Here is a 23,730-nt window from a genome sequence, read left to right on the forward strand (position 1 = left end):
ATGGATAAAAAATTACTGGCTCTTTTGATCCTGGCGAGTCTCAGCCCGGCAGAGGCGACATTAACCAAAATTCCCGCAGGGTTTGAGGTTATTGCTCAGGGACAGCAGGAGTATATCGAGGTTTATTTTTCAGGGAAAAGTCTCGGTAAATATTATGCAATGGTTAATCTTGATACCGTAACATTTCTTGATCCAGCAAGTCTATATAACAAGCTGGAACTGGATGTAGACGATCAGAAAATCGCGCATATAGTGAAAGAAAAATTATCGCAGCCGCTAGCTCGCCACGGTGAATTGGCTTGCGGTTATGTACGTACTGACTCAGGGTGTGGTTTTCTGAATACCGATACGCTGGAAATAATCTATAATGATGAAGAAAGTTCGGCAACGTTGTTTATTAATCCGCAATGGAATTCAGCTTTCGATGCGAAGTCATTATATTTAAATCCAGACAAAAATACTGTTAATGCTTTTATACATCAGCAAGACATCAATGTTCTGGCACAGGATGATTACCAATCGTTGTCTATTCAGGGAAACGGTGCGCTGGGAATAACAGAAAATAGTTATATTGGTGCACACTGGAATTTCAACGGTTATGATGCAGATGATGTCAGTGACAGTAATGCTGACGTCAGCGATCTCTATTATCGTTATGATTTTTTACGTCGTTATTATGTGCAGGCGGGTCGCATGGACAACCGCACACTATTTAATGCACAAGGCGGGAACTTTACCTTTAACTTTCTGCCACTCGGTGCAATTGATGGGATGCGTATCGGGTCGACACTGAGCTATTTAAACCAGGCGCAAAGCCAGCAAGGAACCCCAGTAATGGTTCTGCTTTCGCGCAATTCTCGTGTTGACGCTTATCGTAATGAGCAACTTTTGGGATCATTTTATCTCAATAGTGGTTCGCAATTTATTGATACCAGTTCCTTTCCGCCTGGCAGCTACAGCGTGGCATTAAAAGTCTACGAAAATAACCAACTCACCCGCACCGAGCTTGTGCCGTTTACCAAAACCGGCGGTCTGACTGACGGAAATGCGCAATGGTTCTTACAGGCAGGTAAAACTACATCACAGGTTTCTGATGATGAAAGTTCAGCTTATCAGCTAGGAGTACGCCTGCCATTACATCCGCAATATGAGCTCTACGCAGGGCTGGCGAATGCCGATGATGTGAGTGCTTTCGAGTTAGGTAATAACTGGACGGCAGATTTAGGCGGGGTGGGGAATCTTGCAATCAGCGCCAGCGTGTTCCGTAACGATGACGGCGGCAAAGGTGATATGCAACAGGCCAACTGGAGTAATCCGGGATGGCCGACGTTGGGCTTTTATCGGACCAACTCTGACGGCGATGCTTGTACAACCGACAGCAGAGAGAGCTATAACGCCTTAAGCTGTTATGAAAGTATTTCCGCGACGGTTTCACAGAATTTTGTCGGCTGGAATATGATGCTGGGTTATACCCGCACACAAAATAACACTGATGATAGTTTGCGTTGGGATAAACAGCAGAGCTTTGAAAATAACTATCTTCGCCAGACAACAGCGCAAAGTATCTCTGAAACTGTACAACTTAGCGCTTCCCGCGCTTTTGTGATGCGTGACTGGATTTTGAGTACGTCAGTCGGTGTTTTCCATCGTAATGACAACGGTGGCGATAACGACGACAACGGCTTGTACTTATCGTTTTCGTTATCTGACACGCCAGCGATGGATAGCAATAACAACAGCCATTCAACCAATGTGTCTACGGATTATCGTTATAGCGAACAGGATGGCGATCAAACGTCATGGCAGTTATCGCATACCTTTTATAACGATTCATTCAGCCATAAAGAACTTGGCGTAACCGTCGGAGGCCTGAACACCGATACCATAAACAGCGCGGTTAACGGGCGTTGGGATGGGCAATACGGAAATGTCTACGCTACCGTATCTGATAGTTATGACCGTAAGAATCATGATCATCTTTCGGCCTTTACGGGCACTTATAGCTCTACGCTGGCTGTCAGTCGCTATGGCGTTAATTTGGGAGCCAGTGGTACAGACGATTTGCTGGGTGCGGTACTGGTGGATGTGAAAGGCTTCTCTGAACAGGATGAAGAGAGTCAGGATCTGCAACTCGAAGCGCGGGTGGCAGGCAGCCGAACTTTGCAGCTTGGTCAAAGTGACAGTGTGTTGTTCCCTTATCCTGGATTTCAGTCTGGTTTTGTTGAGGTTAACGACAGTAGCCAGGGCAATCAGCAGGGGACAACAAACATCATTAACGGTGCAGGGAATCGTGAATTAATGTTGTTGCCTGGCAAGCTGCGCTATCGCGAAGTGTCTGCCAGCTTTAACTACAACTATATCGGTCGTTTATTACTGCCGGCAGCGGTGAAAAAATTCCCGATTGTGGGGCTGAACAGCGCCATGTTACTGGTAGCTGAAGATGGCGGATTTACACTTGAAATTAACGGCAGCGAAAAAGAGCTCTATCTGCTTTCCGGGCAGCAATTCCTTAAGTGTCCACTAAGTGTTGTAAAGAAACGCGCCAGCATTCGTTACAGCGGAGATGTTACTTGTAGTGTGGTGACTTATTCACAATTACCGGAGTCGATTCAGGTTCAGGCACAGTTGAAACAGCCTAAATTACGTGGAAACGTTCAGACGGCGCAAAGGGAGGTTGCACCATGAGAAATCGATTGATTGCGGCGATATTGGGCTTGTTTGGCACGCTCACTGGCGTTCAGGCAGCTCCTGACGTGACCAGTGAAATTACGTATGATTTGGCATCTGGTAGAGCGGATTATTACTTCTGGAAGGATGAAGCGTCGGCAGGAAATAATGGATATATGTGGTATGAATGTTCGTATCCTGACCTCCAACAAACCTGTACAGCTAATGGAAATATATCGACAGTACAAATCTATTTAACTGAACAACGCAGTGGGATGCGTTGGCCGGTAAAACTCAAAGGATTTAAAACAGCCATTGTAAGTAGCGATGAAGCGCCGCCAGGATGCAAGGGGGGCAAAGGGCTTCAGACGAATCTTAAGGATTCTAATAGATCTTCATGTACAGAAGATGGTCAACATTATTATATATACGATACAAAGTTTCTTACGCTCTACCTTGAGCAGACAGAGATGAAGAATTTGCCGATTGGTGGCGTCTGGAAGGGGAAAGTTAAATTACATTCGAACAGCCCGGCCCAGGACTATTTCGCAAATATTACCCTGAATACGCTCGACCCCAACCATATTGACGTGTTCTTCCCGGAGTTCGCCCACGCCACGCCAAGGGTGCAGTTAGACTTGCATCCAACAGGAAGCGTTAACGGCAGCAACTACGCGCAAGATCTGACCATGTTGGACATGTGCCTGTACGATGGTTTTAACGGTAATGCCATCAGTTATGAAATCATGCTCAAAGATGAAGGGCGACCAGCTGCAGGGCGCAGAGACGGTTACTTCTCTATCTATCGTCAGGGAGGGACCACCACCGACGAGGGAGAACGCATTGATTACCGGGTCAAAATGTACAACCCGGAAACCGGTGGGCAAATTGATGTGCGCAATAATGAAAATATGGTCTGGAACAGCATTAACCTGAAACGTGTGCGTCCGGTGGTACTGCCCGGTATTCGCTATGCCGTGATGTGTGTGCCGACACCCTTGACTCTGGCAGTCGATAAATTCAGCGTGATGGATAAACAGGCCGGGTACTACATGGGCAAATTGTCAGTAATCTTTACGCCTTCCTTGCCAACCATCAATTAACCCTGCAAAGCGGACAAACGCTTTTTTCTATATAAACGACGAAGCCGTCTGATAAAGCGGCTTCGTCATTACAACTTAAGTTAAACGTTAATGTTGCGGTGCGGGATTGTTATGTGTTTCCTGCGCCACCTCAATCGCCGGTTTGTTCTGCAACACGGTCCAGATAACCAGCGCACCTAACAGGTCAAATACTGCCAGAACTGCGAACAGCGGGCTGAAGCCGATGGTGTCAGCCAGTGCACCGACAACCAGCGCAAACAGCGTACTTGCCAGCCATGCGGACATCCCGGTTAAACCGTTCGCCGTCGCCACTTCGTTACGACCGAACACGTCAGAAGAGAGCGTAATCAGCGCGCCAGACAGTGCCTGGTGGGCAAAACCACCGATACACAGCAGCATAATTGCGACATACGGGTTGGTGAACAGACCGATCATACCCGGGCCAATCATCAGCACAGCACCCAGCGTTACGACCATCTTACGGGAAACGATCAGGTTCACACCAAACCAACGCTGGAACAGCGGCGGCAGGTAACCACCGAGGATACAACCGAGGTCAGCAAACAGCATCGGCATCCAGGCGAACATCGCGATCTCTTTCAGGTTAAAGCCGTAAACTTTAAACATGAACAGCGGGATCCACGCGTTAAAAGTACCCCAGGCCGGTTCTGCCAGGAAACGCGGCAGTGCGATACCCCAGAACTGACGGTTACGCAGGATCTGACCAACGGACATTTTCTTCGCCGTGCTCACCTGGTGCTGGGCTTCCTGACCATTAATAATATAGTCGCGTTCTTCATCGGTCAGATGCTTCTGGTCGCGCGGATGTTTATAGAAAATCAGCCATGCCATCGCCCAGATAAAGCTCAATGCACCGGAGATGATAAATGCCATCTGCCAGCTGTGCATTACGATTGCCCATACCACCAGCGGCGGCGCAATCATCGCACCAATCGAAGAACCTACGTTAAAGTAACCTACCGCGATGGAACGCTCTTTCGCCGGGAACCATTCGGAGCTGGCTTTCAGACCCGCCGGGATCATCGCTGCTTCCGCGGCACCGACTGCACCACGAGCAATCGCCAGGCCACCCCAGCTACCAGCCAGCGCGGTTGCACCACAGAACACGGCCCACAGCACAGCAAACATTGCATAACCGATTTTCGTACCCAGCACATCCAGTACATAGCCCGCTACCGGTTGCATGACCGTATAAGCAGCAGAATAGGCTGCGATGATATAGGAATACTGTTGGGTGGAGATGTTTAACTCTTCCATCAGAGTTGGCGCAGCTGCCGCCACAGTGTTACGCGTCAGGTAACCAAGCACGGTGCCAAGCGTCACCAGTGCGATCATATACCAACGTAACCCTTTAATTTTACGCATGTAAAACCTCATCGTTTTGTTATATCCGCAGGAAGCGCGGCCATCATCCCGCCAGAGGCTGAAGATGTTAGTTACGACCGGGTAACCGAAAAAAAACCGGCACGCCCCGAACGTTGCCATGAAAGTTTCGTGCTAATTCGGCTTCCGTACCGGTTAACCCGATTCATCTAACAAATGAATGAATCGGCAATTTGCATTCCGTCGACTTATGATTTGCGACGGCAGAAAGATAACTTGTCATACAACTTTAAAAGGTGAGAGCCATCACAAATGTGCGAATATTTGTAGGGACATTACCTGACGACAGCGAGGCCAGTACTGGCGCGGCCTGCAGAGAGATTTACCACTTTGAGAGTAATTTTTTTAACTACGTTTATTGATCTAACTCACGAAAATATCTTCGGACTCTGGAAATTGGTGTGATAACTTTGTCAGCATCGCACCATAAGCAAGCTAGCTCACTCGTTGAGAGGAAGACGAAAATGACTCCGTTTATGACTGAAGATTTCCTGTTAGATACCGAATTTGCCCGCCGTCTGTATCACGACTACGCAAAAGACCAGCCGATTTTCGATTACCATTGCCATTTGCCGCCGCAGCAGATTGCGGAAGACTATCGTTTTAAAAACCTGTATGACATCTGGCTGAAAGGCGATCACTACAAATGGCGCGCTATGCGTACCAACGGTGTGGCTGAGCGTCTGTGTACTGGTGATGCGTCTGACCGTGAAAAATTTGACGCCTGGGCGGCGACTGTTCCGCACACTATCGGCAACCCGTTATACCACTGGACGCACCTCGAACTGCGTCGTCCGTTCGGTATCACTGGCAAATTGCTTTCTCCGTCAACTGCCGATGAAATCTGGAACGAATGTAACGAACTGCTGGCGCAGGATAACTTCTCCGCGCGCGGCATCATGCAGCAGATGAACGTGAAAATGGTCGGCACCACCGATGACCCGATCGATTCTCTGGAGCATCACGCAGAGATCGCCAAAGACGGCTCTTTCACCATCAAAGTGCTGCCGAGCTGGCGTCCGGACAAAGCCTTTAACATTGAACAGGCGACCTTTAACGACTACATGGCGAAGCTGGGCGAAGTTTCCGATACCGACATTCGCCGCTTTGCTGACCTGCAAACTGCCTTGACCAAACGTCTGGATCACTTCGCCGCTCACGGCTGTAAAGTGTCTGACCATGCGCTGGACGTGGTGATGTTTGCTGAAGCGAACGAAGCGGAACTGGACAGCATTCTGGCGCGCCGTCTGGCTGGCGAACCCCTGAGCGAGCACGAAGTGGCACAGTTCAAAACTGCGGTACTGGTGTTCCTTGGTGCCGAATATGCACGTCGCGGCTGGGTACAGCAGTACCACATTGGCGCGCTGCGTAATAACAACCTGCGTCAGTTCAAACTGCTGGGGCCGGATGTAGGCTTTGACTCCATCAACGACCGTCCGATGGCGGAAGAGTTGTCTAAGCTGCTGAGCAAGCAGAACGAAGAAAACCTGCTGCCGAAAACCATTCTCTACTGCCTGAACCCGCGCGATAACGAAGTGCTGGGCACCATGATCGGTAACTTCCAGGGCGAAGGTATGCCGGGCAAAATGCAGTTCGGTTCCGGCTGGTGGTTTAACGATCAGAAAGACGGTATGGAACGTCAGATGACCCAACTGGCGCAGCTCGGTCTGCTGAGCCGCTTTGTCGGTATGCTGACTGACAGCCGTAGCTTCCTGTCATACACCCGTCACGAATACTTCCGCCGCATTCTGTGCCAGATGATCGGTCGCTGGGTGGAAGCGGGCGAAGCACCGGCGGACATCAACCTGCTGGGCGAGATGGTGAAAAATATTTGCTTTAACAATGCGCGTGACTACTTCGCCATTGAACTGAACTAAGGTCTGGGGTTGATATGCAATACATCAAGATCCATGCGCTGGATAACGTCGCGGTCGCTTTAGCAGATTTGGCTGAAGGCACAGAAGTCAGTGTCGATAACCAGACTGTTACGCTGCGCCAGGATGTTGCTCGTGGACATAAATTTGCGTTAACGGATATCGCAAAAGGGGCCAACGTCATCAAATATGGCCTGCCGATTGGTTATGCATTGGCGGATATTGCGGCGGGGGAACACGTCCACGCCCACAATACGCGCACGAATCTGAGCGATCTGGATCAGTATCGCTATCAACCTGATTTTCAGGATCTGCCTGCGCAAGCGGCAGATCGTGAAGTGCAGATCTATCGTCGCGCTAACGGCGATGTCGGGGTGCGTAATGAGCTGTGGATCCTGCCAACCGTGGGCTGTGTCAACGGCATCGCGCGGCAAATCCAGAACCGTTTCCTGAAAGAGACCAACAACGCCGAAGGTACCGACGGCGTGTTCCTCTTCAGCCACACCTACGGCTGCTCACAACTGGGCGACGATCACATCAACACCCGCACCATGCTGCAAAACATGGTGCGCCACCCGAACGCGGGCGCAGTGCTGGTGATTGGTCTGGGCTGTGAAAACAACCAGGTTGCCGCATTCCGTGAAACGTTGGGCGATATCGATCCTGAACGCGTTCATTTCATGATCTGCCAACAGCAGGATGATGAGATCGAAGCCGGGATCGAGCATTTGCATCAGCTGTATAACGTGATGCGCAACGATAAACGCGAGCCAGGCAAACTCAGCGAACTGAAGTTTGGTCTGGAGTGCGGTGGTTCTGACGGTCTTTCTGGTATTACTGCTAACCCGATGCTGGGGCGTTTCTCTGACTACGTGATTGCTAACGGCGGTACTACCGTACTGACCGAAGTGCCGGAGATGTTTGGCGCAGAGCAGTTGCTGATGGACCATTGCCGCGACGAAGCAACGTTTGAAAAACTGGTGACCATGGTCAACGACTTCAAACAGTACTTTATTGCCCATGACCAGCCGATCTATGAAAACCCATCGCCGGGGAACAAAGCGGGCGGTATCACCACGCTGGAAGATAAATCCCTTGGCTGTACCCAGAAAGCGGGTTCCAGCGTCGTGGTTGACGTGCTGCGTTACGGCGAGCGTCTGAAAACGCCGGGGCTGAACTTGTTAAGTGCGCCGGGTAACGATGCCGTAGCGACCAGCGCCCTGGCGGGTGCGGGCTGCCATATGGTGCTGTTCAGTACTGGTCGTGGCACGCCATACGGCGGCTTTGTACCGACGGTGAAAATCGCTACCAACAGTGAACTGGCGGCGAAGAAAAAACACTGGATCGACTTTGACGCGGGTCAGCTGATCCACGGTAAAGTGATGCCGCAGTTGCTGGAAGAATTTATCGACACCATCGTTGAGTTTGCCAACGGTAAACAAACCTGCAACGAGCGTAACGACTTCCGCGAACTGGCGATCTTCAAAAGCGGCGTAACGCTATAAAGTCGAAATGAGTTGTTAATAAAAAACGGCGTTTCATAATGTGAAGCGCCGTTTGCTTTTCCATACCTGATAAGGATTTATCATGACCGCGTATTGGCTGGCCCAGGGCGTGGGTGTCATCGCCTTTCTGATTGGTATCACAACATTTTTCAATCGTGACGAACGTCGCTTCAAAAAGCAGCTTTCGGTCTATAGCGCCGTTATTGGCGTACATTTTTTTCTTCTGGGCACCTATCCCGCTGGTGCCAGTGCCATCCTTAATGCCATTCGTACATTGATTACCTTACGCACGCGCAGCTTATGGGTAATGGCGATTTTTATTGTGCTGACTGGCGGAATTGGCCTCGCGAAGTTCCATCATCCTGTCGAACTATTGCCGGTTATCGGTACGATTGTCAGTACCTGGGCGCTGTTCCGCTGTAAAGGGCTCACCATGCGCTGCGTGATGTGGTTTTCAACGTGTTGCTGGGTGATTCACAACTTCTGGGCGGGGTCGATAGGCGGCACAATGATTGAGGGTAGTTTTCTGCTTATGAATGGCTTGAATATCATTCGTTTCTGGCGGATGCAGAAAAGGGGAATTGATCCGTTTAAAGTAGAGAAAACCCCTCCCGCCGTAGACGAAAGGGGTTAAACAATTAATTACGCAGGGCGCTATTTGCCAGACGATCGTCTTCCGCCTGGCAAGCTGCCGCAGTGAACAGCACGTCAGTTGAAGAGTTCAGCGCGGTTTCGCAAGAGTCCTGCAATACGCCGATGATAAAGCCGACGGCAACCACCTGCATGGCGATATCGTTCGAAATACCGAACATATTACAGGCCAGCGGGATCAGCAGCAGAGAACCCCCCGCCACGCCGGATGCGCCACAGGCACACAGAGAAGCCACCACGCTCAACAGCAGCGCCGTGGGCAGATCGACCGGGATACCCAGCGTATTAACCGCAGCCAGCGTCAACACGGTAATGGTGATTGCTGCGCCCGCCATATTGATGGTGGCACCCAGCGGAATAGAAACGGAATAGGTATCGCGATCCAGATTCAGCTTTTCACACAGTGCCATATTCACCGGAATGTTCGCCGCAGAGCTGCGGGTGAAGAAGGCATACACGCCGCTTTCGCGCAGGCACAGCAGCACCAGCGGGAACGGGTTACGACGAATTTTCCACCACACCAGCAATGGGTTAACCACCAGCGCCACCAGTAACATACAGCCAACCAGCACGACCAGCAGTTGCGCGTAGCCCCACAGTGTGGAGAAACCGGTGGTTGCCAGGGTAGAAGAAACCAGACCAAAAATACCAATCGGTGCGAAGCGAATGACCAGTTTCACCATAAAGGTGACGGCATTCGACATATCGTTGACCAGGTTTTTGGTGGTCTCGTTACCGTGACGCAGTGCGAAACCGAGGCCAATTGCCCACACCAGGATCCCGATGTAGTTACCTTTCAGCAGCGCGTCGATGGGGTTGGAAACCATGCTCATTACCAGCCCGCGCATCACTTCGACAATGCCTGACGGCGGCGAAATATCAACCGCGCTACTGGATAAATGCAGGGTAGAAGGGAAGGCAAAGCTGAAGACTACTGCGGCCAGAGCAGCAGAGAAGGTACCCAGCAGATAGAGGAACAAAATAGGGCGGATATTGGTTTTCTGCCCGTGCTGGTGGTTAGCAATAGATGCCATCACCAGCATCAACACCAGGATGGGGGCAACGGCTTTCAGTGCGCCGACGAACAAAGTACCTAACAGACCAACAGCTTCCGCCGCGGGTTTTGAGATCCATGCCAGAAGAATCCCCAGAACAAGGCCGACCAGGATTTGTTTTACCAGGCTGCCATGAGCCAGACGCCGGAATAGCCCCGGTGAACGTTGCGTAGTCATTTTTCGATCCTTTCATTGTGTTGTCGCACATCCCTGGTGCGTTCTGTCGACGCATCTTTCAGGATGTAACAAAGTGTTTGCAAGGTCGAGTATAAGGAAAGTTACAGCTTCGGGAAGCGAAAAATGCTGGATTTTAAAGAGAGGTCATATTTTGCAACTTAATAGTTACATTTATTTGACATAAAAATAAAGCCAACGTGCGGCTTCCAGACTGATGACAACATCAAAAAAGGACTCGGTCAGTCCCCTCGCCCCGTTTGGGGAGAGGGTTAGGGTGAGGGGAACAGGCCAGCATCGGTGCGAAAAATTACCCTCACCCCGACCCTCTCCCTGGAAGGGAGAGGGAGAAAACGGTGCTCATGTTAATGACAGGGTACACGGCTTAGGCAGATTAAAAATTATCCACCCCGCTGCTTATCATGCCGATAATTCACCCAGGCGTTGATAATAAACGTCATCACCAGAATGCCAAACACCACGCCCAGCGAGACGGCGATTGGAATATGGTAGAAGTCGACAATCAGCATCTTGATACCGATAAACACCAGAATCACCGCCAGGCCATATTTGAGCATCGAGAAACGCTCTGCTACGCCCGCCAGCAGGAAATACATCGCACGCAGGCCGAGGATCGCAAACAGGTTTGAGGTCAGCACAATGAACGGGTCAGTGGTCACGGCGAAGATAGCCGGAATGCTATCCACGGCGAAAATCACGTCGCTCAATTCCACCAGAATCAGTACCAGCATCAGCGGTGTGGCGTACAGCAATCCATTCTTACGCACAAAGAAATGCTCGTTGTCGATGGTGTCGGTCATGCGCAAATGACCGCGTAGCCAGCGCACCAGCGGCTTGTCGCCAATGCCTGATTCATCTTCATGGGCGAGCGCCATCTTCACGCCGGTAAACAGCAGGAAGGCACCGAAGATATACAGGATCCAGTCGAACTGCGAAATTAGCCAGCTGCCAGTGAAGATCATGATGGTACGCAGAACAATCGCCCCGAGCACGCCATACACCAGCACGCGGCGTTGTAATGCCGCCGGAACAGAGAAATAGCTGAACAACATCAGCCAGACAAAGACGTTATCGACCGCCAGCGATTTCTCAATCAGATAACCTGTGAGAAAGGCCAGTGCCTGTGGATCGGCAACGGCGCGACCTTCGGTTTGCACCAGATACCACCAGAAAGCGGCGTTAAACAGTAACGACAGCGTCACCCAGACCAGCGACCAGGCCGCAGCCTGTTTCATGGTCATGGCATGTGCCCCACGACGCCCCTGCAACAACAGGTCGATAGCCAGCATAATGGCGACAACAACAGCGAATCCGCCCCATAGCAACGGCGTGCCGACAGTATTCATAGAAGTTCCTTACACATAAAAAAACGGCCAACGTCGGAAGACGTCAGCCGCTGCTTTTTATGCATAGACCTCGCCTTCCGGCAAGGTCTCACTTACAACAAAAAAGGAATACGTCTGCGTATTCCTTTCGGGTTGCCCGGTGACCGGATGTGGTTTTTCACACATCGTAATGACGATCGACCGGCAATGAAGTTACTCCCCTTTGCAGGTAACAAAGTATGACAGACCATTCAGCCAGTCAATGGTCTGTTACATACCTTTTACACTGTTTTACTTTGGCAATTATAGTTTTACGCTATCTGCCGGAAAAATCACCCCAGTCTGGCGGCGGATCTCGGTCAGCAGTTTGGCGGTGATGCGACTGACCGCCAGCCCCGGATGATCCACCAGATGCTCATCCACCAGGGTAGCGAACAGCTCTGCTTCGTAGAGCATGGTATTAATATGCTGCGGCTGGGTGAGATCCTGCATTTGGCTGCCACGCGGCACGAAGCACACTTTCTGGCATTCAGACAGTTTTTCAATCACCAGCGATCCTGCTTCGCCCTGAATCTCGCTCGCCAGGACAGAATCACTGACTTTTGAGTGCTGCAAGGTGACGCTGAAATCACCGTAATCCATCACCACCACGCCGTGGGCATCTACACCGCTTGCCAGCAAACTGGCGGTTGCCTGCACGCTTTTCGGCTCACCAAATAACGCCACCGCCGACGCCAGGCAGTAAAAGCCGATATCCATAATTGAACCGTTAGAGAATGACGGATTAAAGGTGTTGGGATTTTCACCGTCCAGGTAACGTTGATAGCGCGAGGAATACTGGCAATAGTTGAAAAAGACTTTACGCAATTTGCCGACTTTCGGCAGCGCCTGGCGCAGCAAATGAAAGTTCGGCAGGCAGGCGGTTTTAAATGCCTCAAACAGCACCACCTGATTTTCCCGCGCACAGGCAATGGCGGCATCCACTTCCGCCAGATTCGACGCCAGTGGTTTCTCGCAAATCACATGAATTTTATGGCTAAGGAAAAGTTGTGTCTGGGAAAAGTGCAGGGCATTCGGGCTGGCAATATACACCGCGTCAATGGCATCGCTTTCCGCCATCGCTTCCAGCGAGGTAAACAGATGCTCGACAGAAAAATCATTGGCGAAGTGCTGAGCCTGCTCAAGGCTGCGGGAATATACGGCGGTTAACTTGTATTTACCGCTCTCATGGGCGGCCTCGACGAACTGGCGAGTGATCCAGTTCGTACCAATCACAGCGAAACGTATCATAACGCGTGGATACTCCATAAAGGGATTCTGTCGTCAATGTAGCACGCCTTTTTCATCTTCGACGTGCGCAGATACGCATTATTCTTTTGCCGGACAGCCATGCTCACTAAACGGCCCAATCATGACCGATGGCCCGAGATATTTCGGCTGGCGATGGAGGATTTTGGCGTCAATCACGGCGCTGACACGAGCGAGTTTCTCCCGCAGTTGAGTATAAAAACCGTGCTTCATATTGAGGTCAGGCGCGTTAAAACCGATAGTGTCGATGCTGTACTGTTTTGCCAGCCAGATGGCGCGTTGGTTATGAAATTCTTGCGAGATAATGGTGATATGGTTTTCACCAAAAACCTTTTTAGCACGCACTACCGAATCCAGCGTTGAGAATCCGGCATAGTCGCAGAAGATCACTTTCGCCGGTACGCCTTTAGCGATCAAAGCCTGCTGCATACCTGATGCTTCATCGTAATTTTTACGTCCGTTATCGCCACTTACCAGTAGCCATTTCACTTTTCCGGCGTGGTACAACGCTGCTGCGGTATCAATACGTCGGGTAAAGTAGCGATTACCCGGCCTGGCCCCCAGCAATAAGCCCACGTTACGCTCCGGAACTGCGTTGACATCGCTCCAGGTCAGCTGCTTGCTGGCGTTGACCATAACGCGATCGGCAATAAAAATGGTCGCTCCTGCTATAAGCAACAACAAACAGCCAATCTTAAGAGTCCGGCGAGAAAAACAAATACGGAGAAGAAGACGGGGCTGCATGGTCGTTATCCTTAACGAAAGGGGGGAGGTCGATTTTAGGCGCTAAAGAAAGAAAAGATAACGCCTGACATCATTTTCAGATTTTGTCCTGCCCAAGCGACAACTGCGTTAGCCACAGCCGGGTGTCGAACTCAAGCTGGTGGTACTGCGGCTCCATATGGCAGCACAACTGGTAAAACGCTTTGTTATGCTCTTTCTCCTTCAGGTGCGCCAGTTCGTGCACCACGATCATACGTAAAAACGGTTCCGGCGCGTTGCGAAACACAGTAGCGACGCGGATCTCTGCTTTTGCTTTCAGCTTGCCGCCCTGCACACGAGAAACAGCGCTATGTAACCCGAGCGCGTTTTTTAGCACATGGATCTTATTGTCATACATCACTTTATTGATCGGCGGGGCATTACGCAGAAACTGATTTTTCAGATCCTGAGTATATTGCCAGAGGGCTTTATCGGTGGCGTAGTCGTGTGTTCCCGGATAGCGTTTTGCCAGCACATCGCCCAGACGCTGTTCGTTAATCAGCGTTCGCACCTGGGAAAGTAGCTGCTCGGGATAACCCTGAAGATAAGTAAGATTGTTCATAACCGCCCACGAAAAAGAGAAAAAGGGTATACTCACGCACCCTTTTCAGGGGCAACGTCGAAATTTTATCATTCAGGAGGGCCGATGAGCCACTTAGACAACGGTTTCCGTTCACTGACACTACAACGTTTTCCGGCGACGGATGACGTTAACCCGCTACAGGCGTGGGAAGCGGCGGATGAATATTTGCTGCAACAGTTGGACGACACAGAAATCCGCGGCCCGGTGTTGATCCTGAATGATGCCTTTGGTGCGTTAAGCTGCGCGCTGGCGGAACATAAGCCGTACAGCATTGGCGACTCATACATCAGTGAACTGGCGACGCGCGAGAATTTACGCCTCAACGGGATTGATGAGTCGAGCGTGAAGTTTCTCGACAGCACCGCCGACTACCCGCAACAGCCGGGTGTGGTGCTGATCAAAGTGCCGAAAACACTGGCATTGCTGGAACAGCAACTGCGTGCGCTGCGCAAAGTGGTCACGTCGGATACACGTATTATTGCCGGTGCCAAAGCCCGTGACATTCACACTTCCACGCTGGAGCTGTTCGAGAAAGTGCTCGGCCCGACCACCACTACGCTGGCATGGAAAAAAGCGCGCCTGATTAATTGCACTTTCAATGAACCGCCGCTGGCCGATGCGCCGCAGACCGTTAGCTGGAAGCTGGAAGGTACTGACTGGACTATCCACAACCATGCGAATGTCTTCTCCCGCACTGGGCTGGATATTGGCGCACGCTTCTTTATGCAACATCTGCCAGAGAATCTCGAAGGTGAGATTGTCGATCTCGGCTGTGGTAACGGCGTTATTGGCCTGACGCTGCTTGATAAAAACCCGCAGGCGAAAGTGGTGTTTGTCGATGAATCGCCGATGGCGGTCGCTTCCAGCCGAATGAATGTTGAAACCAACATGCCAGAGGCGTTGGATCGCTGCGAGTTTATGATCAACAACGCGCTCTCCGGAGTGGAGCCTTTCCGCTTTAATGCTGTGCTCTGCAACCCGCCGTTTCATCAGCAACATGCGCTGACCGATAACGTCGCCTGGGAGATGTTCCACCACGCCCGCCGCTGCCTGAAAATCAACGGCGAACTGTATATCGTTGCCAACCGTCACCTGGATTACTTCCATAAACTGAAGAAGATTTTCGGCAACTGCACCACCATCGCCACGAATAATAAATTTGTGGTGCTGAAAACAGTGAAGCTGGGGCGTCGTCGGTAAGATTGGGAGTTACCTGCCGGATGCGGCGTTAACGCCTTATCCGGCCTACGTTCAGCACGTTACTCCCAGGCCGGATAAGACGCGGCAAGCGTCGCATCCGGCAATGTCTGCCCAGTTCTGGAATCGCGCTTCCATAAAACAAAAAATCCCTGTCACCATCCTCTACATTCTCTTGTTTAGCGTTGTTCAACGTTTATGCTACATACGTGAAGTTATGACGCATAAAGAATACGATTTCTTTACCGCTGTTCATCGTACTAAGGGGAAAAAATGATTGCGATTGCCGACATCTTGCAAGCAGGAGAAAAGCTAACTGCGGTGGCACCTTTTCTGGCGGGTATTCAGAACGAGGAACAATACACCCAGGCGCTGGAACTGGTAGATCATCTGCTGCTCAACGATCCTGAAAACCCCTTGCTGGATCTGGTGTGTGCCAAAATAACCGCGTGGGAAGAATCAGCGCCCGAATTTGCGGAATTTAATGCCATGGCTCAAGCCATGCCTGGCGGTATAGCCGTGATTCGTACCCTTATGGATCAATATGGTTTAACCCTTTCCGATCTGCCGGAAATTGGCAGTAAATCTATGGTGTCACGCGTTTTGAGCGGGAAGAGGAAATTAACGCTGGAACACGCTAAAAAATTGGCAACACGATTCGGCATTTCTCCCGCCTTGTTTATTGATTAACGCGACGTGCCGGATGCGTTGCATCCGGCGCTTCAAATAACGATTTAAATCTCCAGCGCCAGCCGTGTTCCCTGGGCAATTGCCCGTCGTGCGTCCAGCTCCATAGCCACATCGCAGCCGCCAATTAAATGCACAGTTTTCCCGCTATCAATCAGCGGTTGCGCCAGCGCGCGGTTTGGCTCTTGCCCTGCGCAGATCACCACATTGTCCACTGCTAATACCTGCGTTTCGCCGTTGATCACCACATGCAGCCCGTCATCGTCAATCTTCTGATAACTTACGCTTGGGATCATTTTCACACCCCGCGAGAGCAGGGTGGTGCGATGGATCCAGCCGGTGGTTTTGCCTAACCCCTGTCCCGGTTTGCTGGCTTTGCGCTGGAGCATCACAATTTGCCGTGGGCTACGCGGGATCTGCATTCCCTGCGGGCTTAAGCCACCAGCCTGTTGTAGGCTGCTGTCGATCCCCCACTCATTACAGAACCTGGCGATATTCTGGCTGGTGGATTCGCCCGGCTGACTTAAATACATCGCCGTATCAAAACCAATCCCGCCACAACCGATGATGGCAACCTTGTTGCCTACCGGCGCTTTGTCGCGCAGTACATCGAGATAACTCAATACCTTCGGATGATCGATCCCGTCGATAGGCGGAACGCGCGGCACGATCCCACTGGCGAGGATCGTTTCATCGAACGCCTGTAACTGATCCGCCGTCACGGTGTGATTGAGTTTCAGCGTCACGCCCGTCACTTCGATCATCCGGTGGTAATAGCGCAGCGTTTCGTAAAACTCCTCTTTGCCGGGGATCTGTTTGGCGATATTAAACTGCCCGCCGATCTCGCTGTGGGCATCAAACAATGTTACCTGATGCCCACGCGCCGCCGCGTTAATGGCAAACGCCAGCCCAGCAGGTCCCGCACCGACCACCGCCAGATTTTTTTTCTGCACGGCAGGAAGGATTGGCATTTTGGTTTCGTGGCAGGCGCGAGGATTCACCAGGCACGAGGTGACTTTGCCAACGAAGATCTGATCGAGGCAGGCCTGATTGCAGCCAATGCAGGTGTTGATCTCATCGGCTCGCCCCGATTGCGCTTTTGACAGCAGTTCCGCATCAGCAAGAAACGGTCGTGCCATCGATACCATATCGGCATCGCCGCGCGAGAGAATATCGTCGGCAACCTGCGGATCGTTAATCCGGTTGGTGGTCACCAGCGGCAGCGAGACGTGGCCTTTCAGTTTGCGCGTGACCCAAGTAAATGCGCCGCGCGGCACGGGCGTGGCAATGGTCGGAATACGTGCTTCATGCCAGCCAATGCCGGTGTTGATAATGGTCGCGCCCGCCGCTTCAATGGCCTGCGCCAGTTCTACCGTTTCGGCAAAAGTGCCGCCGCCTTCGACCAGGTCGAGCATCGACAACCGGTAGATAATAATGAAGTCGTTGCCGACGCGTTCGCGCACCGTACGCACTACTTCTACGGCAAATCGCATCCGGTTGCGGTAATCGCCGCCCCACTGGTCACTACGCTGATTGGTGCGCAGCGTCAGAAATTCGTTGATCAAATACCCTTCGGACCCCATTACCTCTACACCGTCGTATCCTGCCTCCCGTGCCAGTTGCGCGCAGTGGGCGAAATCGTCGATCAGTTGCAGGATCTCTTCATGCGTGAGTTCGTGAGGAACGAAACGGTTGATGGGGGCCTGCAATGCGGAGGGAGCGACCAGATGCGGTTGGTAGCTGTAGCGCCCGGTATGCAAAATTTGCAGGGCTATTTTGCCGCCTTCCTGATGTACCGCTTCGGTAATGGTGCGATGGTGTGGGATCTGGCTGGCGTCGTTGAGCATTGCGCCACCTTCCATGCCAACGCCTGTTAAATCTGGTGCAATGCCGCCGCTGACAATCAGCGCCACGCCGTGACGGGCGCGTTCGGCATAAAACGCTGCCAGCCGCTCGGCACCGTCCGGGTATTCCTCCAGCCCGGTGTGCATTGAGCCCATCAACACGCGGTTTTTTAACGTGGTAAAACCTAAATCCAGCGGGGCGAACAGCGACGGGTAGCTCATAAAATTGTCCAGTATGTAAAATAATTGTTATGTGGTCGGATGAGTTCTAATTTAGCCGTCGCCGGAGAAAAGGGAAAAGGGGAGTGCGGGGTTTGTGATGGGATTCAAAAAGAATACGCCCGGTGGTAACGCCGGATGCGACGCTTGCCGCGTTTTATCCGGCCTGGGGGATTGCACATGTAGGGCGGATAAGGCGTTCACGCCGCATCCGCCAGTGGCACGGTGCAGATGCCGGATGCGACGCTTGTCGCGTTTTATCCGGCCAGGAGGATTGCACATGTAGGGCGGATAAGGCGTTTACGCCGCATCCGCCAGCAGTTGCAAATTATTGCTTACGGAAAAAATCGTTATACAACATATACAAATGCGCGGCACTCCAGGAGAAATTTGGTGCGCCTTGCTGTGCGCCAGTCAGCGGGTTGTAATTCTCCTGAATTGGGCCATCGGCGGTTAATCCTTTGGCGTGACGGAAGAACGTATCCGCCAGTTTCAGGGCATCATCGCGATAACCGTAACGCTCCATCCCTTTCAGACCAAACCAGAACTGATCCACCCATACGCGCCCACGCCAGTAGATATCAGCGCCAAAAGCCGGATTGGTTAACGCCGCCGTTCCCAGCGGGACAAAGGTGTTGAACTCTTTAGGATCGAGCATCACCTTCACCACCGCGTCGGCATTGGCCTGCGTTGCCGCACCGTTAAACAGCGGCGACCAGCCTTCCGGCCCTTTACCGCGCTCAACAATCGGTTTGCCCGCGCAGCCGTTCGCCAGTGGTTTATCTTCAATACGTACGTCATAGTAGAACTGGGTAGTCGGGTCGAACATACAGGTGTTGATGTAGTCCGCGAGCTGCTGTGCCAACTGGCGATAGCGTTTGGCCTCTTCTGGCTTACCGAGGATGGTTGCCATCTCCGCCAGATAATGGTTATCGCTGTACATATAGCTGGCCTGATCCACCGACTCCTGCAATAGCGAGTAGCCCAGCAACGTTCCGTCCTGACTGCGGTTTTCGGCGAATTTCACCGTCCAGTCGCTACGTTTGCCGCCATTAGCGACATATTTATCCAACTGTTCTTTGTCGATAAAACCAAAGACGGCGGCATCATCACGCCCCGATTCCCACGACGCAGCGACCTGTGCCGGAATTTCCAGACTGTCGTACTGGCCTTTCTCCACCACGCGGGCGTAGTTGTTCAGCCCAGACTGCGTCTCTTCTTTGTTGCCTTTCTTCACCGTAAACAGCATCTCGCCGCTCTCAGTGTTGTGGGCTTTGTCGCGGGTCGCGCCATATTCCGGCACGCCGTTGCCGTTGTGATCGCGGTTACGTAACCACCAGTCGTGATAGGCCACCAGTTTCGGGTACATCTCTGCCAACCAGGCTTTATCCTGGGTGACGTTGTACACTTCCATCACCGACCAGGCGGCAAGGCTGGGTTTGGTATTACGTTCGTTCCAGTTGCCGCCATCGCCACCACGCTCGGGGCTAAGGTTCCACGCTATCAGGTCGGGGACAAAGCCCACATCCTGCGGACGCACGCTATCGCCAGGCTGGATCTGCCAGGAGAAGACCGCGCGGATATTCTCTTTGGCGATGTCCGGATTGAAATGCGCCATCGCAAACGCCTGCTTCCAGGTATCCCACGGCCAGGTCTGATTGCCGGAGAACCAGCGCCCGGTCACCGACGGTGTAACGGTGTTAAATTTCACCGCACCGCCCGGTGAGCGCCAGTTACCGTTGAGCGTTTCAATCGCTTTCACCGCGACGCGCGTCTGTTCCGGCGTCGCATCCGGATTGGTTAACCCTTTCTTCAGGTATTCTTCCCAGCGTTGCTGCGAGGCGGTGAGATAAAACGCCGGACGCGCCAGAATATCGCGGATCTGCATTTGCTCTTTGCTAACTTCCTGAGCGGTCAGCAGATGGGAATAGGTGGTGTAGAGCGTGGTCGAACCGTTGATATGCGCCTTACTGGTAAAGCGATTACCGTTGATTTCAGTCTGCACCGGCAGGGATTTATGCACCTGATATTCCGATTCGCCGGAGGTCAGCAGATCCCAGGTGGCGCGCACTTTGCCAAAGGTGACTTTCAGGCCATCACGGGTGGCGCTGATTTTGCGCTGATAGTCAGGGTATTCGCCAGCAATGGTTTTATCGGAAAGCGGTTTCCCTTCTTTCGCTTCCAGTTTTTCCAGCAGTTCGCCGTCCCACACCAGATCCAGCGGTTTATTGCTGGTGATTTTGGTTTCCAGTAGTGACGTGCGCGGCGTGGCGAAGCGCAGAGTCATTTCGACTTGCACATCTTTTGCTGTCAGTTTTTGCACCAGCGCACCGGGAATACTGTATGCCTCCAGCGTAAAGTCGACTTTCTTGCCGTCCTGCCAGACGGTCAGGCGGTCGAAATTGCTGGCCATAAAGTTGATGTACTCTTCCGTCAGCAGCGCAACGCCCGGAAAGCCGCCCATGGTGTTAGGGCCGTCTGGCAACAGATGACCATGCCAGGCTCCGAGATCGAAAAACGGATTAAAACGCTGGTGATCGTCGTAATCGTAATCCTTCATGTACTGCGGCGCGCCAGTACGGTTAATCACGTTTTTATAATTGTCGGCGTTAGCGGCATGGGCGGAAAAACTTATCAGCAGAGCGCAGGTTACTGGCGTTAAAATAGTTTTTATTTTCATGAAATTACAGTCCTTATTACCAGTAGAAATATTGCATCAGGAAGATTTGGTCGCTGGGATTGTGAGAGGCATTTTTCATGTAGAAGCGGCTATCAAAAGCCGTGGCGAAACGTCCGCCGCCGTATTCGTACCAGATACCAAACTGCATGAAAGAGGTGGTTTCATCGTCAGCGTGGTCAGGGCGATGTTTGGCGTAGGTATAAGCGGTGGAGAGATAAACGCCCTTTAACGCTTCATACATGGCGCTCACCATCATCCCACTTTCACTTCCCGGTACGTCCAGCCCGTCGGCGCGTCCGGTATGGTGCCAGGCGCGAGCGGCAAAGTTAGGAGTTAGCAGGCCCGTGAGATAGAGCTGTCCTGTGCCGTCGGTGATTTCCAGACTGTTCATCCAGGTGATGCCTTCGGCAAGGTCATACTGGATGTAACCGTTCATCATTGCCGGATAGGTGTATTTGTCGTCATAGCGATCGTACTTGCCAAAATGTAGCCAGGCTTTGCTTTCGTCATGATGTCCGGCAGGTGTGGCGGTGACGCTATAACGAAAGTTGCCGCTTAAGTTCTGCACCTTCAGCGCGGTCATAATGTCGCGGGTATTGGGAATGACGTAGCCCAGATCGGGGGTGAAGTCGCCCCACCATTGCAGGTCATCCAGCGAGGAATCCTGACGCAGACTGAGCATGATTTCGGTGCCATCATTGGTACGATAACCGCCATAGAAACGGTTAATTCCGCCCTCGAAACCACCCCAGCTATGGTCTGGCACCCAGGCATTGCCGTCGTGGTCGGCCTGCACGGTCCAGCCTTCGCCGTAAATCAGGCCGAACCAGGAGCCGTACTTCATCTCCAGGCCACCTTCAATATAGGTACCGTCGCTGTATTTATGTTTATTCTCACCCTCTAAATCCATATATCCACCAACCCCTAATTCGCCGTAAAAACGAAATGAAGGAGAAGATGTCGAGGTAATTGCAGGTGTTTTTGTGTCGTCATGTTCTGCCGGACGTGCTTCTTCTCCTGCCGCAGAAAAGGCGTAGCAAAACGGCAGAGCAAGTAATGCTCTGCATGGTGCAGTGATTAATTTCATTGTGTTAATCCATGAGCTAAAGAAAAAGTACAGCCTTTTATCGTTGTAATTATAAAAATATAAAGGCAGAAACTATTTTCCCTCTCCTCATCCAGGAAGAGGGAAAATGCCTGCTCATTTTTTATTATTCTGCTTAATCAACATTGCTGGCTGGCGTCGCTTCAATATGGCGCTCTTCAGCCGTTAATCCCTTTATATATTTACTGTATTTCCACCACGCAAAGCCGAGGAAGATAACAATACCGCCGACGTTATAAAAAATGATGGTCAGAATATTCGCGCCAGTCGGGAATGTCGAAGCGACAAACCCTACGGCAAATATCGCAATCAGCATTGAAACAACGATAATACCGGTGCGGCGGGAGCCCATACGGAAATCGCGTGGCAGGTGATCTAATTTGGCGCGTAAATTCAGGTAAGCCAGCATGATGAATAACGGCGGAAGCATGGACGCTGCGGCGGTCATATTAATAATAGTATTCATCAGATCCTGCACGGTATTGGAACCGAGCATCGGGATAATCATCAGCGGGATGACGATCAGGAACTGGATCCACGCTGCGCGCGCCGGAACGCCGTTTTCGTTCAGTTCGACGGTTTTCTTACCAAAGATGCCTTCCGGGATTTCGGAGAAGAAAATTTTCACCGGCGTTGCGGTCCACATCAGCAGGGAACCGAACATCGCGGTAAAGGACACCAGACCGACAAAGCGATTCATCAACGCTTCCGGTAGACCAAAATACGCCGCCATGCCGTGGAATACCTGCACCGATCCGCCGGTAAATTTCAACTCTTTGCTGCTGACGAAGACGTTAATCAGCACCGAGGAGACGGAATACAGTACGCCGATAAAAATCCCGGCGAGGATGATCACTTTAACGAACGATTTCGAACCGCCTTTGACGTCGTTAACGTACACAGCGACGGACTCCGCGCCACCTGCGGCCATAAAGATCCAGGTGGTAACGCCGAGGAACGCCCAGTTGAAGTTCGGGATCATCGCGTCAACGGTGATGGGGTCAGCAGGCTGTACGCCGCCAACCAGCGCCGTACCTGCCAGTAAAATGTAGGAGAGCGTTAACAGCAGCATCAGCGTTGAAGTGACGGAGGTAATTGGCCCCAACATTTTCGCCCCGTTGGTGGAAACCCAGGTGGAGAAGGCGAACAGCACCATACTGATAATGGTGGTGGCAACCGGCGTCATAATATATTCGTATCCGAGGAAGGCATACGAAGCATAAGCAATAACGCGCGGCAACAGTGAGGTGAAAAAGAACAGGTTTACGAACCAGTAGGTATAGGCAGTAATAAATGCCCAACGTCCGCCCAGCGAACTTTTTACCCACGCGTAGACACCGGCTTCTGAGTTTTTATTTAACGAAACAAATTCTGCGATGATCAGACAGAAGGGAATAAAATAAAAAATCGTCGCGAGGAAAAACATCGGTGCCGAGGCCAGTCCAAGCTCAATATTATTATTGATAACGTTGTTAAAGCTGTAAACGGCGGCAAAAGTCAGCGAGAGCAAGCCGAATTTGCCGATTGTATTACGTTTGGTATCAGACATAACACATCTCCGAAAAT

Annotated in this window: 17 protein-coding genes and 1 pseudogene; 8 read left to right on the top strand and 10 right to left on the bottom strand. The window is 51.7% G+C overall.

The window, feature by feature from the left end; all coding sequences use genetic code 11:
• Complete coding sequence (locus tag FTE26_RS01940; protein WP_000358666.1) at window positions 1-2,685, top strand: TcfC E-set like domain-containing protein; 2,685 nt, start codon at window positions 1-3, stop codon at window positions 2,683-2,685.
• Complete coding sequence (locus tag FTE26_RS01945) at window positions 2,682-3,770, top strand: CfaE/CblD family pilus tip adhesin (RefSeq protein ID WP_001245988.1); 1,089 nt, start codon at window positions 2,682-2,684, stop codon at window positions 3,768-3,770. Before FTE26_RS01940 ends, FTE26_RS01945 begins: the two co-directional genes overlap by 4 nt.
• 87 nt (window positions 3,771-3,857) lie before the next feature.
• On the opposite strand, the gene exuT is transcribed toward FTE26_RS01945, so the two are convergent.
• Complete coding sequence (exuT, locus tag FTE26_RS01950; protein WP_001297161.1) at window positions 3,858-5,156, bottom strand: hexuronate transporter ExuT; 1,299 nt, start codon at window positions 5,154-5,156, stop codon at window positions 3,858-3,860.
• 482 nt (window positions 5,157-5,638) lie between these two features.
• On the opposite strand from exuT, the gene uxaC reads away from it, so the two are divergent.
• From uxaC to FTE26_RS01965, 3 genes are all read left to right on the top strand, one after another.
• Window positions 5,639-7,051, top strand: coding sequence for a glucuronate isomerase (gene uxaC / locus FTE26_RS01955; protein WP_000187441.1), 1,413 nt, complete (start codon window positions 5,639-5,641; stop codon window positions 7,049-7,051).
• Window positions 7,052-7,065: 14 nt separating this feature from the next.
• Window positions 7,066-8,553 carry an altronate dehydratase gene (gene uxaA, locus FTE26_RS01960; protein WP_001199378.1) on the top strand — a complete coding sequence of 496 codons (1,488 nt, stop codon included), beginning with the start codon at window positions 7,066-7,068 and terminating at the stop codon, window positions 8,551-8,553.
• Window positions 8,554-8,635: 82 nt separating this feature from the next.
• Window positions 8,636-9,187 carry a YgjV family protein gene (locus FTE26_RS01965; protein ID WP_000128137.1) on the top strand — a complete coding sequence of 184 codons (552 nt, stop codon included), beginning with the start codon at window positions 8,636-8,638 and terminating at the stop codon, window positions 9,185-9,187.
• Between the two features lie 4 nt (window positions 9,188-9,191).
• On the opposite strand, the gene sstT is transcribed toward FTE26_RS01965, so the two are convergent.
• The 5 genes from sstT to FTE26_RS01990 all read right to left on the bottom strand — a co-directional run bounded on the left by sstT (window position 9,192) and on the right by FTE26_RS01990 (window position 14,411).
• Window positions 9,192-10,436: a serine/threonine transporter SstT gene (gene sstT / locus FTE26_RS01970; protein ID WP_000211663.1), complete on the bottom strand. Its 1,245-nt coding sequence runs from the start codon at window positions 10,434-10,436 to the stop codon at window positions 9,192-9,194.
• 398 nt (window positions 10,437-10,834) lie between these two features.
• On the bottom strand, window positions 10,835-11,800 hold the full coding sequence (gene alx / locus FTE26_RS01975; RefSeq protein ID WP_001098806.1) for a TerC family membrane protein Alx: 966 nt from the start codon (window positions 11,798-11,800) through the stop codon (window positions 10,835-10,837).
• A gap of 282 nt (window positions 11,801-12,082) precedes the next feature.
• A complete protein-coding gene (locus FTE26_RS01980) occupies window positions 12,083-13,069 on the bottom strand; it encodes a Gfo/Idh/MocA family protein (RefSeq protein ID WP_001297165.1) in 987 nt (328 codons plus the stop codon).
• Between the two features lie 78 nt (window positions 13,070-13,147).
• A complete protein-coding gene (locus FTE26_RS01985; protein WP_001183050.1) occupies window positions 13,148-13,831 on the bottom strand; it encodes a SanA/YdcF family protein in 684 nt (227 codons plus the stop codon).
• A gap of 76 nt (window positions 13,832-13,907) precedes the next feature.
• The gene (locus FTE26_RS01990; protein WP_001348306.1) at window positions 13,908-14,411 is read right to left on the bottom strand and encodes a M48 metallopeptidase family protein; all 504 of its coding nucleotides are present in this window, start codon (window positions 14,409-14,411) and stop codon (window positions 13,908-13,910) included.
• An 84-nt stretch (window positions 14,412-14,495) separates the two neighbouring features.
• On the opposite strand from FTE26_RS01990, the gene rlmG reads away from it, so the two are divergent.
• From rlmG to higA, 3 genes and pseudogenes are all read left to right on the top strand, one after another.
• Entirely contained in the window at window positions 14,496-15,632 is a 1,137-nt protein-coding gene (rlmG, locus tag FTE26_RS01995) for a 23S rRNA (guanine(1835)-N(2))-methyltransferase RlmG (RefSeq protein WP_000018690.1), read from the top strand.
• A gap of 196 nt (window positions 15,633-15,828) precedes the next feature.
• A pseudogene (locus tag FTE26_RS02000) lies at window positions 15,829-15,906 on the top strand (type II toxin-antitoxin system toxin HigB); the annotation flags it as partial.
• Entirely contained in the window at window positions 15,903-16,319 is a 417-nt protein-coding gene (gene higA, locus FTE26_RS02005) for a type II toxin-antitoxin system antitoxin HigA (RefSeq protein WP_000560266.1), read from the top strand. The pseudogene FTE26_RS02000 and the gene higA, both read left to right, overlap by 4 nt.
• Before the next feature lie 44 nt (window positions 16,320-16,363).
• Here higA and fadH read toward each other — a convergent pair whose 3' ends face one another.
• The 4 genes from fadH to FTE26_RS02025 all read right to left on the bottom strand — a co-directional run bounded on the left by fadH (window position 16,364) and on the right by FTE26_RS02025 (window position 23,713).
• Entirely contained in the window at window positions 16,364-18,382 is a 2,019-nt protein-coding gene (gene fadH, locus FTE26_RS02010; RefSeq protein ID WP_000121473.1) for an NADPH-dependent 2,4-dienoyl-CoA reductase, read from the bottom strand.
• A gap of 325 nt (window positions 18,383-18,707) precedes the next feature.
• On the bottom strand, window positions 18,708-21,059 hold the full coding sequence (gene ygjK / locus FTE26_RS02015) for an alpha-glucosidase (protein ID WP_000695479.1): 2,352 nt from the start codon (window positions 21,057-21,059) through the stop codon (window positions 18,708-18,710).
• Between the two features lie 16 nt (window positions 21,060-21,075).
• Window positions 21,076-22,146, bottom strand: a complete 1,071-nt coding sequence (gene ygjJ / locus FTE26_RS02020) for a protein YgjJ (protein ID WP_000767657.1) — start codon at window positions 22,144-22,146, stop codon at window positions 21,076-21,078.
• Between the two features lie 133 nt (window positions 22,147-22,279).
• Window positions 22,280-23,713: an amino acid permease gene (locus FTE26_RS02025; protein ID WP_001285446.1), complete on the bottom strand. Its 1,434-nt coding sequence runs from the start codon at window positions 23,711-23,713 to the stop codon at window positions 22,280-22,282.
• Between the last annotated feature and the right edge of the window lie 17 nt (window positions 23,714-23,730).

The organism is Escherichia sp. S10b (genome assembly GCF_028421345.1).
Lineage (GTDB): Bacteria > Pseudomonadota > Gammaproteobacteria > Enterobacterales > Enterobacteriaceae > ECMA0423.